Raw genomic sequence first — 16,854 nt, forward strand, 5'->3', positions numbered from 1 at the left:
AAACCCCCGTAGGGGAGTGTGGCGGGAAACCGTCGTAAGCAGGGCGGAAATCCGCCAAGGACGGCGGGGTTCCGAGGAACTCCCCGGAGCGCGCTCGGGCGCGGCGTGCGGGAAGGCAGTGGGCGTGAGGGGGTGCTGCGGACTGCGGTACGAGCTGCGGTTCGGACTGCTCGGGCCGCCCGTGCTGTACGACGGCCGGGGCGACGACGAGCGTCAGGGCGGTGGCGGGCGCGGCGACCTCGACGGCCTCGGCGTCCGGACCGGCGACCTCGATGTCCGGACCGACGACCTCGGTGTCCGGACCGTGCGGAGTCCCAAGGCACGTGCCCTGCTGGCCGCGTTGCTGCTGGAGGCCGGCCGTACCGTCTCCGTCGAGTCGCTCAAGGACGCGCTGTGGGGCGGCGCTCCGCCCGCGTCCGCCCAGGCCTCGCTGCACAACCACGTGACCCGGCTGCGCCGGCTGCTCGACGACTCCGGGCGGCTGCGGGCCGTACCGCCCGGCTATCTGCTGCGCGTCGAACACGGCGAGCTGGACGTCCATGTCTTCGAACGGCACATGGCCGCCGCGCGGGGCGCGCACGCCGCGCAGAACTGGGAGCGGGTGGTGCGCGAGAGCACGGCGGCGCTCGCGCTGTGGCGCGGCACGCCCCTGAGCGGGCTGCCGTCCGAGGTGGGCGGATACGCCTTCGTTCAGCGCCTCCAGGAGGCGCGGCTGCTGCTCATGGAGTGGCGCTACGACGCCGAACTCGCCCTCGGCGGCGCCCGGCTCGGCGCCCTCGTACCGGAGGTGGCGGCGCTGGCCGCCGAGCATCCGCTGCGCGAGGCCTACCACCGTCAGCTGATGCTCGCCCTGCACCGCACCGGCCGCCAGCCCGAGGCCCTCGCCGTCCACCGCGACCTGCGCACCCGCCTCGTCGAGGAACTCGGCATCGAACCGGGCCCCGCGGTACGCGAGGCCCACGTCGAGGTGCTGCGCGGCGTGGTGACGGACACGGCGGCGGGGGAGGCCCGGGCGTCCGCGCCGGGGACGGCGGGTGAGACTCCGGCGCCCATGCCCGCGACGGCACGTGAGACCTCGGCATCCGAGCCCGGCACGGCGGGTGAGACTCCGGCGCCCATGCCCGCGACGGCACGTGAGACCTCGGCATCCGAGCCCGGCACGGCGAGCGGGGCACCGACCCCCGCCCCGACCGCCGCTCCGGCCTCCTCCCCGACGCCCGATTCCGCCCCCGCGTCCACACCGAGCACAGCTCTCACTCCCAGCCCTGCTCCCACGCCCCCCTCCGGCCCCGACGCTACGCGCGAAGAAGACCCCCCACCCTCACCCCCTCAACCACCACCCCGCCCCGCCCAACTCCCCCCATTCCCGGGCCACTTCACCGGCCGCACAGCCGTACTGAACGACCTGTACCAAGCCCTCACCCCCATCTCCTTCCTCACGCCCACCGCGCCCCCCTCCATCGCCGTGATCAGCGGCATGGCCGGCGTCGGCAAGAGCGCGCTCGCGCTGTACGCCGCACACGGCCTGCGGGAACGTTTCCCTGACGGCCAGCTCTACGTCCATCTGCACGGCGCCACCCCCGGCATGACCCCCCTCACCGCGGCCCAGGCCCTCACCACGCTGCTGCGCGACCTCGGCACCGATCCTCGCGGCATCCCCGAACACCCGGACGCGGCCGCCGCGTTGCTGCGCTCGCTGCTCGCGCCGACGCGCACGCTGATGGTGCTGGACGACGCCGAGAGCGCCGCGCAGGTGCGGCCGCTGCTGCCGGCCGGGGCGGGCTGCGCGGTGATCGTCACCAGCCGCTCCCCCCTGACCGCCCTGGACGGCGCCCACCGCTTCCCGCTCGCCCCGCTCTCGCACGAGGAGAGCGCGGCCCTGCTGCGCGCGGCCTCCGGACGCGGCGGCGACGACGGCCAGGACGGTCAGGACGGCGACGGTCAGGACGGCGAGGGCGGCGACGAGATCGACGCCACCCACCCCCTCATCGAACTAACCGGCCGCCTCCCCCTCGCCCTACGCATCGTCGCCGCCCGCCTCGCCGCACGCCGCGCCCTCACCCCCGACGTGCTCGCCGACCAACTGGCCGCGACGGAGGGAAGGCTGCGGCATCTGGAGTACGACGACCTGTCCGTACGCCGCTCCCTGGCCGTCGCCCACGACGCGCTCGCCGCCTCGGGCCGCCGCACCGACCGCGACGCGGCGCTGATCCTCTGCCGGATCGGCGCCCTCGACCTCCCCACCTACGGCGTCCCGCTCGTCGCCCGTCTCCTCGGCGCCGAGGAGTGCCGCGCCGAGGAGGCGCTGGACCGCCTTGTCGACGTGGCGCTGCTGGAGGAGACGGCGTACGGCCGCTACGCACCGCACGACCTGGTCCGCGACTTCGCCCGCGAACTGGCCGACGCACGGCACGCCCCCGACATCGCCCGCACCGCCGTGCGCTGGTACACGGCCGTCGCCGAGCGCACCCTCACCGCGATCGTCGAACCCGGCCTCGACCGGGACGACCGCCTGGGGCCGACCGCGGTCCAGCCGCCCGAGCACGTGGCCCACGTGCTGTCCGTACCGCCGTTCGCCTCCTCCGAGGAAGCCTTCACCTGGGGCGAGTCGGAGCTGGAGAACATCGTCGCCCTGGTCGAGCGGTACGCGGACGCGCCCGACGAGCGCACGGCCGCCCACCTCTCCACCCTGCTCCGCCTCTTCGTGCCGTTCCTCCAACGCGCCGGCCGCGTGGCCGAGATGGAGGTGCTCGGGGAGGCCGCCCTGGGGCTCGCACGGCGGCTGGGCGACGAGTCGGGCGAGGCGTACGCGCTGGGCGACCTCGCGGGCCTGCACTTCCTGACCGGGCGGCAGAGCGAGGCCCTGGACCTCAACGACCGTGCTCTGGCGATCTGGCGGCGGCTCGGCGCGGTCTCCTGGATCCGCCGGTGCCTCAACAACCGCGGGCTGCTCCTCGAAGGCCTCGGCCGACACCCCGAGTCGGAGCGGGCGCTGCGCCAGAGCCTCGCGTACTCACGGCGGCTGGACGACCGGTACGGGGAGGCCGTGACCCACAGCCACCTCGGCAACCTGTACGAGCACACCGACCCGCGGGCCGCCATCGAGCAGCACCGCCTCTCGCTCGCGATCGGCGACGAGATCGGCAACGTCATCGTGCAGCACTCCGCGCACTGCAACATCGGCTACGCCCACCTCACCCTGGGCGAACCGGCCGAGGCGGCCGGGCACTTCGAGGAGAGCCTGCGCATCCTCGGGCGGCACGGCGACTGGCCCGGCGAGTCGCAGACCCGGCTCGGCCTGGTCCGCGCCCTGCGCCTGCTCGGCCGTACCGAACGGGCCGGTCTGGAGTGCGCCGAGCTGCTCGGCCGCGCGGACGCCCGCGGCGACGGCTACACCGGCGGTCTCGCCCGCCACCAGCACGGACTTCTGCTGTGGGAGCGCGGACGCCCCCGGGAGGCACGGGAGCAGTGGCGCGCGGCCCTCGACGCACTGGAGGGCACGGACGAGAACACGGTCCTTCAGGAACTCCGAGACCTGCTCACCCACCCGCCCCACCCACCACGCTGATCACTTCGCGTCCGCATAGCACTCCACCACCGCCGTCGTGAACGGGAACCGCACCGGCGTCTCCCCGAACGTCAGCCGTCCCGCGAGCGCGGAGGCCTCCCGGATCGCCGCCACGACCGCCTCGGCCTCCTCCTCGGGACAGTGCACGATCACCTCGTCGTGCTGGAAGAAGACCAGCTCGGCCGCCATCTGGGCACAGGACTGCCGCAGAGCGGCGAGCAGCAGCAGCGTCCAGTCCGCGGCGCTGCCCTGGACGACGAAGTTGCGGGCGAAGCGGCCCCGGGCACGGGCGTCGGTGGAGGCGTAGCCGGGCACCCACCGCTGCTCGGAGTCGTCCTCGGCCGTGGGGATGCCGGCCTCGTCCGCCATGTCCTCGCCCGCTCCGGCGGCCGGAGGGCAGGTGCGGCCGAGCCAGGTGCGCACCAGCCGCCCCTCCTCGCCGGCGCGGGCCGCGTCGTCGACGTAGGCCACCGCCTTCGGGAAGCGGCGTCTGAGCGCGGCGAGGTTCTTCAGGCCGTCGCCGGAGGTCTGGCCGTAGACCGCGCCGAGCACGGCGAGCTTGGCCTGGGCGCGGTCGCCGGAGAAGGCGCGGTCGGACACCGACTGGTAGAGGTCGCTCTCGCGGCCGGCCACCTCCATGAGGCCGGGGTCGCGGGAGATCGCCGCCAGGACGCGCGGCTCCATCTGGTCGGCGTCGGCGACCACCAGCCGCCAGCCGGGGTCGGCGACCACGGCCCGCCGGATCACCTTGGGGATCTGGAGGGCGCCCCCGCCGTTGGTGACCCAGCGGCCGGTGACGGTGCCGCCCGCGAGGAAGCCGGGCCGGAAACGGCCCTCGCGCACCCAGTCCTGGAGCCAGGACCAGCCATGGGCGACCCAGATGCGGTACAGCTTCTTGTACTCGACGAGGGGTTTCACGGCCGGATGGTCGATCGACTCGATCTCCCAGCGCCGGGTCGACCGGACCTTGATCCCGGCCTGCGCGAAGGCCTTGACGACGTCGGCGGGCAGGTCGGGGCGGACCCGGCGGCCGAAGGCGGCGGACACCTCGTCGGCGAGTTCGGCCAGCCGCCGGGGCTCGCCACCGCCCGCGTACCGCTCGCCGAGCAGGTCGTGCAGGACCCGGCGGTGCACCTCCGCGCTCCAGGGCAGCCCCGCGCGGTTCATCTCGGCGGCCACCAGCATCCCCGCGGACTCCGCGGCCGTCAGCAGGCGCATCCGGTCGGGGTGCGCGGTGGCGTCGTGGCGGCGCTGCTGCTCGGTGTACACCGCGACGAGGTCGGTGAGCGGCAGATGCACGTCCTCGGGTTCGAACAGGGAGGACTGGGCGCCCGGTTCGGCGGAGCGCTGCGGTGGGTCCGGCGGGACGGGTCCGCCGCGCAGCCGGGCCAGGGCGGCGGCCGCCGACCGGGGTTCGCCGGAGCGACCCTCGTGACCGAGGAGGAGCGTCTCGGCGTCCTCCACGTCGTAGCACCGCTCCACTCGCACCCCCGTGGCGAGCAGGCGCGGATACGTCTCGGCCGTCGACCGCCACACCCAGCGCATGACCTCCGGCAGGCCCCGTACGGCCTCGGCGGCGTCCGGGGCCCGGTGTACGGGCCCGGCGAGCAGCCCGTCGGGGCCGAGGGGGCCGAACTCCACGCCACCGCCCTCGGCCGGCGCGAGAGCCCACCGGTCGGTCATGATGGCGAGTGTGGCAGGGGGGTCTGACAACGGCCCTCGTGGACGCGTCTCAGCTCTCGTTCTCGAACTTCACCTGGATCTTGGCGATCGCCGCCGTGATGTTCTCCTCCACCGTGGGCTTGGTGATGCCCAGGCCGGACAGGACGCCCTCGCCGTTCTCGAACTCCAGCAGGGCCAGCAGGATGTGCTCGGTGCCGATGTAGTTGTGGCCGAGGCGCAGAGCCTCGCGGAAGGTGAGTTCCAGGACCTTCTTGGCCTCGGTGCCGTAGGGGATGAGCTCCGGGACCTCCTCGGCGGCCGGCGGCAGCACGGCGGCGGCGGCCTGGCGTACGGCGTCGAGGAGGACGCCCTGCGCGGTGATCGCCTTGGCGGCCAGGCCCTCGGGTTCGGCGAGCAGGCCGAGGACGAGGTGCTCGGGGCGGCCCTCGGGGTTGCGGGCGGCGACGGCCTCGTTGTGGGCGGCCATGACGACGTTGCGGGCGCGCGGGGTGTACCGCTGGAAGCCCTGGCTGGGATCGAGGTCCGCCGACTCCTTCGGCACGAACCGCTTCTGCGCCGCCTGCCGGGTCACCCCCATGCTCTTGCCGATGTCGGTCCAGGAGGCCCCCGAGCGACGGGCCTGGTCCACGAAGTGGCCGATCAGGTGGTCGGCCACGTCCCCGAGGTGGTCCGCGGCGATCACCGCGTCCTGGAGCTGTTCGAGGGGCTCGGCGTGCACCTTCTTGATGGCCGCGATGAGGTCGTCGAGCCGTACGGACGACGTGATGTCGGAGTTCGTCATGCTGTCAACCTTAGGTTGACAGTGGAAGGGTGTCAACCAGAGGTTGCCTCTACTTGGGTGTCGCGGCCAAGCGCACCGCCAGCCCCGCGAACACCGTCCCCGAGACGATGTTCAGCGCCCGGTTGACCCGCCTGCTGCGCCGCAGGAGCCCGGCCAGCCGCCCGGACAGCAGTCCCACGAACCCGTCCCACAGGAACCCCATGACGACGATCGTCACGCCGAGCACCAGGAACTGGCCCCGCACGTGACCGAGCGAGGGGTCCACGAACTGCGGCAGGAACGCCACGTTGAAGAGGATCACCTTGGGGTTGAGCAGATTGGTGACGGCCCCCTGCCAGAACGCCCGCCGCATCCCCGGCCCCGCCGGCGCCCCCTCCTCGCCCGGCATCGACCGGTCCCGGAACGCCTTCACGGCGAGATAGAGCAGATAGGCCGCACCCGCCCAGCGCAGCACGTGGTACAGCGTCGGCAGCGTCAGGAACAGCGCCGACAGGCCGAGCGCCGCGGCGATCGCGTGCACGAGCATGGCGCAGGCCACCCCGAACGCGGCCATCACCCCGGCGGTGGGGCCGCCGCGTCCGCCCATCGCCACGATGAACATCATGTCGGGGCCGGGGGTGATGCACAGCGCGAAGGCGGCGACCAGGAACGCCACATACAGATTCATGTCCACCATGCGGGCCATGTTTCGAGCCGGGGTATGGGGGAGCGACCGATTTTCGAGGAGTGAGACGATCGGTCCGTGACCAGCACCGTCGACCGCGCCTTCGAGGCCTGCCTCTACGCCGATGACGACAGCGCCCTCGACACCGGCGCCTCCCTTCTCGCCGCCGACCCGGCCTGCGACGCCGAACTCGCCCGCCGGGGCCGGGAGTTCGTGGCGGCGGCCTGGCGGCGCGGCTGGCAGCCCGCCGACGTCGTACGGATCGTGCGGCGCGAGCTGGACGACGTACACCTGCGCCTGGTGTCGGAGCTGATCCGCGCGCAGGCGGCGGACGACCGGGCGCGCGGGCCCCGCTGGAGGGCGCAGCTGGAGGCGCTCACGCCCGACACCGCGCCCCGCGCCGACCGTTTCTCCCACGCCACCGCGGTCCTGGAGCTGTACCGGCTGCTGCTACGGCTGCCCGCGCTGGAGCCGCTGGAGGACTCGCCGGCGGAGCCGGGGCGGGGAGCGCGGCGGGAGCACGGCGACTCCCGCATGCTGGCCCGCATCCGCGCGCTCCTCGCCAAGGCGGAGGCCACCGGCTTCCCCGAGGAGGCCGAGGCGCTCACCGCCAAGGCACAGGAGCTGACGGCCCGCTACAGCGTGGACGAGGCGCTGCTGGACGCCCGGGCGCCCACGCACGACGCGCCCGGAGCCTGCCGTATCGGGGTCGAACCGCCGTACGAACAGGCCAAGGCGGTGCTGCTGGACGCGGTCGCCACCGTCAACCACTGCCGAGCCGTGTGGAACGAGCCCCTCGGTTTCTCCACCGTGGTGGGCTTCGAGGCGGACCTGGAGGTGGTCGAACTGCTCTACACCTCGCTGCTCGTGCAGGCGCAGTCCGCCATGACGAAGGCGGAGGCGGCACAGCGCGCGGGCGGCCGCAGGCGGACCAAGACCTTCCGGCAGTCGTTCCTCGCGGCCTACGCCCACCACGTCGGCACCCGGCTGCGCGCCGCCGCCGAGACCCCCGTGAGCGAGGACCTGCTGCCCGTCCTGGCCACCCGCGAGGTCGCCGTGACCGACCGCCTGGACCGCATGTTCCCCGAGACGACGACCACCCGGCTGCGCGGCGTCAGCGACGAGGCCGGCTGGACTGAGGGCACGGAGGCGGCCGACCGGGCCCAGGTCAGGGCCCGACGACCGCTGCGCTGACGTCCTCGGCGACCCGCACGTCCTCGGCGACCCGCTCAGTCACCCGCGCGCGTGAAGGGGCCCACCGACGCGTCCGGTGCCTGCGGCGTGCCGGACTTCAGGGCCACCGCGCCGTACTTCCACGGGAAGTCCTTCACCTCGTCGGTGCCGGGGAGGCCGATCCGCAGGCTCGTCGCGGCGAGGCTCTTGCCGTCTGCGCCGCCGCCCTTGACGTAGGTGAGGGTGAAGGTGGCGCTCTCGCCCTTGGCGAGGGTCACCTTCTCCTTCCCGGCGCCCGCGGCGGCCCCGACGAGCACGGAGGTGCCGCCACCCTTGAGGGTGGCCCCGGGGACGCCCTGAAGCGTGCACGGCGCGCTCTGGTTGGTGAGCGACACGGGGACGTTGCCCGTGTCCCCGACGGCCGGCGCGACGTCGGCCGGCCCGACCTCGACGCCCATCGTGCCGATCGCGCAGGCACCGCCGTCCTTCTTGGCACCTCCGCCGCCGCTCCCACCGCCTCCGTTGTCGTCACTGCCGCCGCTGTCGCAGGCGGTCAGCAGGAGTGCGGCGGCGAGAGCGGTGACGACGAGGGAAGTGGCGCGCATGGGGGTCTCCGAAGCATCCGAAACGGCGGTACCCGAGGATCATCACGCACAAAGCGCGCGAGACGGCCGCCGCCCCCCGTCCAACTGCCCGCCTACGACCCCGAACTCGCCGTAGGCAGCCCACTGGGCAGTGACCCGCCCTCCGCCTTGGTGTACGTCTCCGTGCCGAGCCCGCTCTTCCAGGTCACCTTGAGCGTCGTACCGCTGACGGAGTCGACCGTGCCGTCGGCCCGGTCCTTGCTGCCGTCCGTGCAGGTGAGGCGGACCGTGTCGGTGCCCGCGGTACCGCTGCACACGCTGCCGCCGGTGGCGAAGAGCCCGGCCTCGCTGCCGTTGACGACGAGCGCCACGATCTTGCCGCCGGAGGTGGTGACCCAGCTCCCGGCCAGCTTTCCGGCGGCGCCCGTGGAGCCGTCCGAGCCGCCGGACCCGGACACGCTCCCGCCGCCGGTGTCCGCGCTCGCGGAGGCGGACGCACTGGGCGTGGCCGAGGCCTTGCCGTCGTCGGAACCGCCGTCGTCGCTGCACGCCGTCAGGACGAGCGCACCGGCGAGCCCCGCGGCCGCCGCGACGACCCGCACCCGCCGGCGCGCATCCGAAGTCGCCCACGTCATGGAAGCCCCCAAGCTGTTGCGGTCGCCCGATGACCGGGAGGACCGCAGCAAGCTACCAGGGCACCTTTAGAAGGCGGAGCCCCCGAGCGCCGGTCCTCACCAGGACGACTTGCGCACCCCCGGCAGATACCCGGCGTGCGCCTGTCCGCGCAGGTTCACCCGGGACAGTCCGAACGTGCGGAAGTAGCCGCGCGGCCGTCCGTCCACCTGGTCGCGGTTGCGTACCCGGGTGGCGCTGGCGTCGCGTGGCTGCTTGCGCAACTCCTGCTGGGCGGCGAGCCGTTCGTCCTCCGTGGAGGAGGGGCGCCGGATGATCTCCTTGAGCTCGGCGCGGCGCTCGGCGTACCGGGCGACGACCTCCTGGCGCCTGTCGTTCTTCGCGATCTTGCTCTTCTTCGCCATCAGACACGCACCCCCCGCGCGCGGATCCGGGCCACGGCCGCCTCGACGCCGATCGTGTCGACGGTCTTGATCCCCTTGGTGCTCAGCTTCAGCCGTACGTGGCGGCCCTCGCTCGGCAGCCAGTAGCGCTTGGACTGGATGTTGGGGTCGAAGCGGCGCGAGGTGCGCCGGTGGGAGTGCGAGATGCGGTTGCCGAAGCCGGGCTGGGCTCCGGTCAGCATGCAGTGGGCGGACACGGGTGATGCACCTCTCCTGAGCCGGTGTCGTAAATGGAATTCATTTTCAGTAAGATAGCAGCATGGCACGCAACGAACTCCGTCCGGTCATCAAACTGCGGTCCACCGCGGGGACCGGCTTCACCTACGTGACGCGCAAGAACCGTCGCAACGACCCGGACCGGCTGACCCTGCGCAAGTACGACCCGGTGGTCGGCCGTCACGTCGACTTCCGAGAGGAGCGCTGATCCGTCATGCGCAAGGGAATCCACCCCGAGTACGGTCCGGTCGTCTTCCGTGACCGTGCCGCGGACTACACCTTCCTGACCCGGTCCACGATGACCAGCGAGAAGACGATCGAGTGGGAGGACGGCAACACCTACCCGGTCGTCGACGTCGAGATCTCGGACGTCAGCCACCCCTTCTACACCGGCACGGCTCGCGTCCTGGACACCGCGGGCCGCGTGGAGCGCTTCGAGCGCCGGTACGGAAAGAAGGGCTGATGCTCTCCGTCGTGATCGTCGGCGGACTGCACGCCGACGCCCGCAAGGCAGCCGTCGAGCAGCTGCTCGCCGACGTCCCGGGCAGCGTCGTACTCCACCACGACCTGTCGACGGCCGCGGCCGGCACGGTCGTACGGACGATTCGCGACGCCTGCGGCGTCCTGTCCGCGGGCGAGACGCCCCTCGTCAACGACTGCGCGTGCTGTGCGCTCAGGGAAGACCTGGTGCCCGAGCTGCGCCTGCTCGCCGAGGACGGCACGACCCGGCTCGCGATCGTCGAGCTGTGGGACTCCGTCGAGCCCAAGGCGATGGCGGAGGTGGTCGCGGCCGGCGGGCTCATCGTCACCGGCGTGATCACCGCCGTCGACCCGGCGCTCGTGCTGCCCTACCTCGCCAACGGCGACGACCTCGCCGAGGGCGGCCTGGCCGCCGCGGCCACCGACCAGCGGACGGTCGCCGACACCTTCGCACGCCAGCTGGAGTACGCGCCCGTCCTGGCGATCGCCGACTCCCCGGAGGCCGACGACGAGGACCGCGAGCTGCTCGCCCAGCTGCACCCGACCGCCCGCCAGGTCCCGATCGGGAGCGGCCACCCGACGGACCTGGCGGGCACCCGGTACCCGCGGCGCGGCCCGGCGGAACCGCCGTTGGTCCGGGCCGCCCTGGCCGGCTTCGACGTGGAGGCCGCGGCGGCCGCCCAGCACCCGGCCTGCGCCCTGCTCCCGGCCGAGGCCGACGCGCACGGCGTCGCCACCTTCGTCTGGCACCGCCGCCGCCCCTTCCACCCGGAGCGGCTCTACGCGGCCCTGGAGGACATCACCTGCGCCGCCGCCCGCAGCCGGGGCCGGTTCTGGCTCGCCGACAAGCCGGACGTCCTGCTGCACTGGGACGCGGCCGGCGGCGCCCTGTGCGTGGAGAGCGTGGGCCCCTGGCTCGCCTCCCTGCCGGACGCGGCCTGGGAGATGGTCCCGCCCGTGCGCCGGGCGGCGGCCGCCATGGACTGGCACGCCGAGCACGGCGACTGCTGCCAGCACCTGGTCTTCACGTCCCCCGGGCTCGACCGCGACGGACTCGAACGGCTGCTGGAGTCCTGCCTGTTGACCGACGCCGAGTACGCCGCGGGCCGCGACGCCTGGAAGCAGCTGCCGCCCGCCTTCGACACCCTCCTGGAGGTCTGACCCCGCCATGCCCCGCAAGCCCGAGCGCAAGCCCGTCAAGAACCGTCCCAACCCGCTGGACCAGGCCAAGATCACCTACATCGACTACAAGGACACCGATCTGCTGCGGAAGTTCATCTCCGACCGCGGCAAGATCCGCAGCCGGCGGGTCACCCGGGTGAGCGCCCAGCAGCAGCGGATGCTGGCCCGAGCGATCAAGAACGCGCGGGAGATGGCGCTGCTGCCGTACTCCAGCTCCAGCCGCTGAAGACCCCCGCGGCCGCAGGCCCCGAGGCCCCCACGCAGAGCAGTAGGTGGAACAGGATCGGGCTCTTACGCGTCTCTTCCCTGAGAGGCGCGTAGGAGCGGCACAGCGCCCGTCAAAGCTGTAACCGCGGGAACACCCCGCGTGCACGTGCATCTGCGAGTGCATCTGCCCATGCATCAGCACATGAACAGAGCTATGATCCGGATCAGTTGACCACCGTTTCAATGGCATCAATGGCCTCACCAGCCAGTGCACCACCGGGGAGCGACCTGTGGACCACGACGTGTACGACGTTGACGCGTCCGGCGTGTACAACGGCATGGCCGCCACCCGGCTGAACGGGGTGGCGTGGCAGAAGAGCAGGCACAGCAACTCGCAGGGTTCCTGCGTGGAGTTCGCCCGGCTGCCCGGCGGTGACGTCGCCGTCCGCAACTCGCGTTTCCCCGACGGTCCCGCGCTCGTCTACACCCGGGCCGAGATCGAGGCGATGCTGCTGGGGATCAAGGACGGCGAGTTCGATCACCTCATAGCGGGCTGACCGACCGGTAACACCCCCGGTAACAAAGGGCGATCGGCACCTCGCGCTACGTAACGCGCGTAGAACCCGGGCGCGAAAAAGCGCCCGGGGGCCTCACTCGGCCGACGGCGGCTGCTGGAGCCGGAACATCGCCCACACGACCTTGCCGCTGATCGTGCCCGCGAGCGGGTGCCAGCCCCAGCTGTCGGCGAAGGAGTCGACCAGGAACAGCCCGCGGCCGGACTCCGCCGAGAAGTCGTCGGTGTCGCGCGCCACGGGACTCTCGTCACTGGGGTCGCGCACCGCGCACACCAACCGCTCGGTCCAGCGCATCAGATGCAGCCGAACGGGCGCGCTCTGCTCGGCCGGGCGCGGGGTGTTGGCGGGCAGCGCGTGTCGCAGGGCGTTGGTGACCAGCTCGGAGACCACCAGGCACACGTCGTCGAAGCGGTCGCCCAGGTCCCACTGGTCCAGCGTTCTGCGGGTGAACTGCCGTGCCTCGCGCACCGCTTCGTAGCGGGCGGGCAGAGCACAGGAGGCGGCGCTGGAGACGGCCGCGGGATCCAGCGGGGGAAGGCCCTGCCGTAACGGCTTGAGCATGGTCGATCCATTCGTAGCCATGCGTGGCACTCCCGGGAATTCGCGGTCGTTGCGATGCAGCGGTGGCGCGAGACCATGGTTTCTGATGCGTACGGCAGATGCAAGGGCAGATGCACGTGCACGCGACCGAATTGGACCCTCCCGTACCGCTTGTTGGTCATTTTTTCCGCCACTCTCTCCCCTACCTCTTGCCCTTTCCTTCCCACAACCTGTCCCAGGCCTGTGCGGAAACTTTGGCTTCTTTCCATCTCTGTAATCGGACGAGTACTGCTCGGAGTGTTTTAGTGGCAGACTTCGGGCCCTGAAGACGGTTGGGGAGGCTGGCGAACGTGAGCGCGGGAGAGCCCGGATCGGTGGTGCGACGCATGCTGCTCGGCTCGCAACTCAGGCGACTGCGTGAGGCGCGGGGCATCACGCGCGAGGCGGCGGGCTACTCGATCCGCGCGTCCGAGTCGAAGATCAGCCGGATGGAGTTGGGCCGGGTGAGCTTCAAGACACGGGACGTCGAGGATCTGCTGACGCTGTACGGCATCACGGACGAGCAGGAGCGCACCTCTCTCCTCTCTCTCGCCCGGGAGGCCAATGTGGCGGGCTGGTGGCACAGTTACTCGGACGTCCTGCCGAGCTGGTTCCCCACCTATGTGGGCCTGGAGGGCGCCGCCGCCCTGATCCGGGCGTACGAGGTGCAGTTCGTGCACGGTCTGCTCCAGACCGAGGCGTACGCGCGCGCGGTCGTGCGGCGCGGTATGCAGGGCGCGAGCGAGGCCGACGTCGAACGCCGGGTGGCGTTGCGCCTGGAGCGGCAGAAGTACCTGGTCGACGAGAACGGGCCGGAGGTCCACATCGTCCTGGACGAGGCGGCGCTGCGCCGGCCCTACGGCGACCGCGAGGTGATGCGCGGTCAGCTCCAGCACCTGATCGAGATCTCCGCGCGGCCCAATGTGCGCCTGCAGATCATGCCGTTCGGCTTCGGCGGGCACTCCGGCGAGAGCGGCGCGTTCACGATCCTGTCCTTCCCGGACTCCGACCTGTCGGACGTCGTGTACCTGGAGCAGCTCACCAGCGCGCTCTACCTCGACAAGCGCGAGGACGTCACCCAGTACGAGAAGGCGCTCAAGGAGCTCCAGCAGGACAGTCCGGGGCCGGACGAGAGCCGCGATCTTCTACGCGGTCTCCTCCAACTCTCCTAGGGTTCTCCCCAGAACATTGCTCGGCGTCCCCAACTCGCTTGCCGCGCAAGTACGATGACGCGTGATCAGACCGTGACGTCGATCGTGCGTCTGCTAGCGATTTGGGGATCACATGTCGTCGTACTTCACCGACCTGGCCCAGCAGTACATCGACGGTGAGTGGCGCCCGGGCACCGGCTCCTGGGACATCATCGACTTCAACCCGTACGACAACGAGAAGCTGGCGTCGATCACGATAGCCACGGTCGACGAGGTCGACGAGGCGTACCGGGCCGCCGCCCGTGCCCAGAAGGCGTGGGGCGCGACCAACCCGTACGCCCGCCGGGGGGTGTTCGAGAAGGCACTCCGGCTCGTCGAGGAGCGCGAGCAGGAGATCTCCGAGGTGATCATCGCCGAGCTCGGCGGCACCCGGCTGAAGGCCGCCTTCGAACTCCACCTCGTCAAGGAGTTCCTGCGCGAGTCGATCCACCTGGCGCTGCGCCCCGAGGGCCGGATCCTCCCGTCGCCGACCGACGGCAAGGAGAACCGCCTCTACCGGGTGCCGGTCGGGGTCGTGGGCGTGATCAGCCCCTTCAACTTCCCCTTCCTGCTCTCCATCAAGTCGGTCGCCCCGGCGCTCGCCCTCGGCAACGCCGTCGTCCTCAAGCCGCACCAGAACACCCCGATCGTCGGCGGCTCCCTGGTCGCCAAGATCTTCGAGGACGCCGGGCTGCCCGCCGGTCTGCTGAACGTCGTCATCACCGACATCGCGGAGATCGGCGACGCCTTCATCGAGCACCCGGTCCCCAAGGTCATCTCCTTCACCGGCTCCGACAAGGTCGGCCGCCACGTCGCCACCGTCTGCGCCGCGAACTTCAAGCGCTCGGTCCTCGAACTGGGCGGCAACAGCGCCCTGGTGGTCCTCGACGACGCCGACGTCGACTACGCGGTCGACGCGGCGGTCTTCAGCCGCTACGTCCACCAGGGCCAGGTCTGCATGGCCGCCAACCGGATCCTGGTGGACCGCTCGGTCGCGGAGGAGTTCACCGAGAAGTTCGTCGCCAAGGTGAAGACCCTCAAGACGGGCGACCCGCGCGACCCCGAGACCGTCATCGGCCCGGTCATCAACTCCTCGCAGGCGGACGCGCTGTCGGGCGTCGTCGAGCAGGCCATCGCCGAGGGCGCCACGGCCCTCGTGCACGGCACCACCACCGACAACCTGGTCGAGCCGTCGGTCCTCACCGGCGTCCCCGCCGACTCCGCCCTGCTGCGGCAGGAGGTCTTCGGCCCGGTCGCCTTCCTCATCCCCTTCGACGGCGAGGAGGAGGCCGTCCGCCTCGTCAACGACACGCCGTACGGTCTGAGCGGCGCCGTCCACACCGGTGACATCGAGCGCGGTGTCGCCTTCGCCAAGCAGATCGACACCGGGATGTTCCACGTCAACGACGGCACCGTCCACGACGAGCCCCTCGTCCCCTTCGGCGGCGAGAAGCACTCCGGCGTCGGCCGCCTGAACGGCGACACGACCGCGGACTCCTTCACCACGCTGAAGTGGATCTCGGTACAGCACGGGCGGAGCGGGTTCCCGTTCTGACGGCACGCCTTCGGACCCTTGCGGACAGAACCTGACCGCAAGGGTCCGTAACGTCATGGGTGTCAGGGAAACGGACCCCATGAAAGGCGGCCGGTCATGGTCACTCACGTGCGAGCCGAGGCGTACGGCGACGAGCGCGGCGCACTGCTCTCCTTCCTGGCCGAGCAGCGCGGCGGCATCCGCCGGTCGGTGCTCGGTCTCACGGACGAGCAGGCCTCGTCCCGGCCCAGCGCGAGTGAGCTGTCCCTGGCCGGACTGCTCAAGCACGTCGCCGAGGTCGAACAGGGCTGGGTGGCCCGGGCCAAGGGTGAGCCGCCCGCGGTGAAGCGGGACGAGTCGAACTGGCACGAGTGCTTCACCCTGGTCGACGGCGAGAGTGTCGAGCAGCAGCTCGCGTACTGGGAGAAGGTGGCCGCCGAGACGGAGGCGTTCGTCCGCTCGGCGCCCAGCCTCGACGACACCTTCCCGCTCCCGGACGAGCCCTGGTTCCCGCAGGGCGAGGCGGTCTCCGTGCGCTGGCTGGTCCTGCACCTGATCCGCGAGACGGCCCGGCACGCCGGCCACGCCGACATCGTCCGCGAGTCCCTGGACGGCGCCACGGCCTTCGAACTGGTGGCGAAGGAGCAGGGCAGCGACTGGGGGTGAGGCCTCTGGTTCTACGCTGGACCGCATGTCAGCGATCCGTCTCCTCGTGCTCGGCGCGGTGCGTATGCACGGGCGGGCCCACGGCTACCAGGTGCGGGGCGACCTGGAGTACTGGGGCGCGCACGAGTGGTCCAACGCCAAGCCCGGCTCGATCTACCACGCCCTGAAGCAGATGGCCAAGCAGGGTCTGCTGCACGCGCACGAGATCGCACCGTCCACGGTCGGCGGGCCGCCGCGCACCGAGTACGAGATCACCGAGCAGGGCATCGAGGAGTACTACCGGATGCTGCGCGAGGCGCTGGTCACCTATGACCAGCGCGGGGACGTGAAGACGGCGGCCGTCGGTTTCCTCGTAGACCTGCCGCGGGCCGAGGCGGTGGCCCTGCTCAAGGAGCGCACCCGGCGGATCGTGGAGTGGCGGTCCGGGGTTCTCGAGCACTACGTGCCCGAGGAGGGGCCCGAGCAGCTCGGGCACATCGGCGAGATCATGAACATGTGGGTCCATACGGCCGACTCCGAGGCCGAGTGGACCCACGGGCTGATCGAGCGCATCGAGGGCGGCGCCTACACCTTCGCGGACGAGGGCGATCCGTTCGTCGACGTCCGCACCCCGGATCCGAACCCGTACGCGACGGGGGCGCGGCATCCGGAGGACGACTTCTAATCAAGTTTGACCAATCGCCCGCGCGGGCGTAC

Annotated in this window: 19 protein-coding genes; 11 read left to right on the forward strand and 8 right to left on the reverse strand. The window is 71.8% G+C overall.

Annotated features, from left to right (window positions below):
• Window positions 1–142: 142 nt before the first annotated feature.
• On the forward strand, window positions 143–3,568 hold the full coding sequence (locus K4B79_RS36395; protein WP_269464405.1) for a BTAD domain-containing putative transcriptional regulator: 3,426 nt from the start codon (window positions 143–145) through the stop codon (window positions 3,566–3,568).
• On the opposite strand, the gene K4B79_RS36400 is transcribed toward K4B79_RS36395, so the two are convergent.
• Genes K4B79_RS36400 through K4B79_RS36410 form a run of 3 tightly spaced genes read right to left on the reverse strand, consistent with a single transcriptional unit; the run spans window position 3,569 to window position 6,708 of the window.
• Window positions 3,569–5,251 (reverse strand): bifunctional 3'-5' exonuclease/DNA polymerase, encoded by a 1,683-nt coding sequence (locus tag K4B79_RS36400; RefSeq protein WP_232031698.1) that lies wholly within the window; start codon window positions 5,249–5,251, stop codon window positions 3,569–3,571. It abuts the gene before it with no gap.
• Between the two features lie 49 nt (window positions 5,252–5,300).
• Window positions 5,301–6,032, reverse strand: coding sequence for a Clp protease N-terminal domain-containing protein (locus tag K4B79_RS36405; RefSeq protein ID WP_232031699.1), 732 nt, complete (start codon window positions 6,030–6,032; stop codon window positions 5,301–5,303).
• A gap of 49 nt (window positions 6,033–6,081) precedes the next feature.
• Window positions 6,082–6,708 (reverse strand): LysE family translocator, encoded by a 627-nt coding sequence (locus K4B79_RS36410; protein ID WP_232031700.1) that lies wholly within the window; start codon window positions 6,706–6,708, stop codon window positions 6,082–6,084.
• A gap of 66 nt (window positions 6,709–6,774) precedes the next feature.
• Here K4B79_RS36410 and K4B79_RS36415 point away from each other — a divergent pair, with 66 nt between their 5' ends.
• On the forward strand, window positions 6,775–7,890 hold the full coding sequence (locus tag K4B79_RS36415) for a DUF2786 domain-containing protein (RefSeq protein ID WP_232031701.1): 1,116 nt from the start codon (window positions 6,775–6,777) through the stop codon (window positions 7,888–7,890).
• Between the two features lie 35 nt (window positions 7,891–7,925).
• On the opposite strand, the gene K4B79_RS36420 is transcribed toward K4B79_RS36415, so the two are convergent.
• From K4B79_RS36420 to rpmB, 4 genes are all read right to left on the reverse strand, one after another.
• Complete coding sequence (locus K4B79_RS36420; RefSeq protein ID WP_232031702.1) at window positions 7,926–8,474, reverse strand: DUF4232 domain-containing protein; 549 nt, start codon at window positions 8,472–8,474, stop codon at window positions 7,926–7,928.
• 92 nt (window positions 8,475–8,566) lie between these two features.
• Complete coding sequence (locus tag K4B79_RS36425) at window positions 8,567–9,088, reverse strand: hypothetical protein (protein WP_232031703.1); 522 nt, start codon at window positions 9,086–9,088, stop codon at window positions 8,567–8,569.
• 96 nt (window positions 9,089–9,184) lie between these two features.
• On the reverse strand, window positions 9,185–9,490 hold the full coding sequence (gene rpsN, locus K4B79_RS36430; RefSeq protein WP_232031704.1) for a 30S ribosomal protein S14: 306 nt from the start codon (window positions 9,488–9,490) through the stop codon (window positions 9,185–9,187).
• Window positions 9,490–9,726 (reverse strand): 50S ribosomal protein L28, encoded by a 237-nt coding sequence (rpmB, locus tag K4B79_RS36435; RefSeq protein WP_232031705.1) that lies wholly within the window; start codon window positions 9,724–9,726, stop codon window positions 9,490–9,492. The genes rpsN and rpmB overlap by 1 nt, the downstream gene beginning before the upstream one ends.
• A gap of 62 nt (window positions 9,727–9,788) precedes the next feature.
• On the opposite strand from rpmB, the gene rpmG reads away from it, so the two are divergent.
• The 5 genes from rpmG to K4B79_RS36460 all read left to right on the forward strand — a co-directional run bounded on the left by rpmG (window position 9,789) and on the right by K4B79_RS36460 (window position 12,171).
• Complete coding sequence (rpmG, locus tag K4B79_RS36440; RefSeq protein WP_033321692.1) at window positions 9,789–9,953, forward strand: 50S ribosomal protein L33; 165 nt, start codon at window positions 9,789–9,791, stop codon at window positions 9,951–9,953.
• A 6-nt stretch (window positions 9,954–9,959) separates the two neighbouring features.
• A complete protein-coding gene (locus K4B79_RS36445) occupies window positions 9,960–10,208 on the forward strand; it encodes a type B 50S ribosomal protein L31 (protein ID WP_232031706.1) in 249 nt (82 codons plus the stop codon).
• On the forward strand, window positions 10,208–11,386 hold the full coding sequence (locus tag K4B79_RS36450) for a CobW family GTP-binding protein (protein ID WP_232031707.1): 1,179 nt from the start codon (window positions 10,208–10,210) through the stop codon (window positions 11,384–11,386). The genes K4B79_RS36445 and K4B79_RS36450 overlap by 1 nt, the downstream gene beginning before the upstream one ends.
• A 7-nt stretch (window positions 11,387–11,393) precedes the next feature.
• Window positions 11,394–11,633, forward strand: a complete 240-nt coding sequence (rpsR, locus tag K4B79_RS36455) for a 30S ribosomal protein S18 (protein ID WP_067437428.1) — start codon at window positions 11,394–11,396, stop codon at window positions 11,631–11,633.
• Between the two features lie 271 nt (window positions 11,634–11,904).
• The gene (locus K4B79_RS36460) at window positions 11,905–12,171 is read left to right on the forward strand and encodes a DUF397 domain-containing protein (RefSeq protein ID WP_232031708.1); all 267 of its coding nucleotides are present in this window, start codon (window positions 11,905–11,907) and stop codon (window positions 12,169–12,171) included.
• Between the two features lie 93 nt (window positions 12,172–12,264).
• Here K4B79_RS36460 and K4B79_RS36465 read toward each other — a convergent pair whose 3' ends face one another.
• A complete protein-coding gene (locus K4B79_RS36465; RefSeq protein ID WP_232031709.1) occupies window positions 12,265–12,771 on the reverse strand; it encodes an ATP-binding protein in 507 nt (168 codons plus the stop codon).
• A gap of 344 nt (window positions 12,772–13,115) precedes the next feature.
• Between K4B79_RS36465 and K4B79_RS36470 the strand changes: the two genes are divergently transcribed.
• From K4B79_RS36470 to K4B79_RS36485, 4 genes are all read left to right on the forward strand, one after another.
• On the forward strand, window positions 13,116–13,940 hold the full coding sequence (locus K4B79_RS36470) for a helix-turn-helix domain-containing protein (RefSeq protein WP_232031789.1): 825 nt from the start codon (window positions 13,116–13,118) through the stop codon (window positions 13,938–13,940).
• A gap of 112 nt (window positions 13,941–14,052) precedes the next feature.
• A complete protein-coding gene (locus tag K4B79_RS36475; protein WP_232031710.1) occupies window positions 14,053–15,513 on the forward strand; it encodes an aldehyde dehydrogenase family protein in 1,461 nt (486 codons plus the stop codon).
• 96 nt (window positions 15,514–15,609) lie between these two features.
• Complete coding sequence (locus K4B79_RS36480; protein WP_232031711.1) at window positions 15,610–16,158, forward strand: DinB family protein; 549 nt, start codon at window positions 15,610–15,612, stop codon at window positions 16,156–16,158.
• A gap of 25 nt (window positions 16,159–16,183) precedes the next feature.
• A complete protein-coding gene (locus tag K4B79_RS36485; protein ID WP_232031712.1) occupies window positions 16,184–16,822 on the forward strand; it encodes a PadR family transcriptional regulator in 639 nt (212 codons plus the stop codon).
• The last annotated feature ends 32 nt before the right edge of the window (window positions 16,823–16,854 follow it).

The organism is Streptomyces lincolnensis (assembly GCF_021173675.1).
In the GTDB taxonomy this organism is placed as follows: Bacteria; Actinomycetota; Actinomycetes; order Streptomycetales; family Streptomycetaceae; genus Streptomyces; species Streptomyces lincolnensis_B.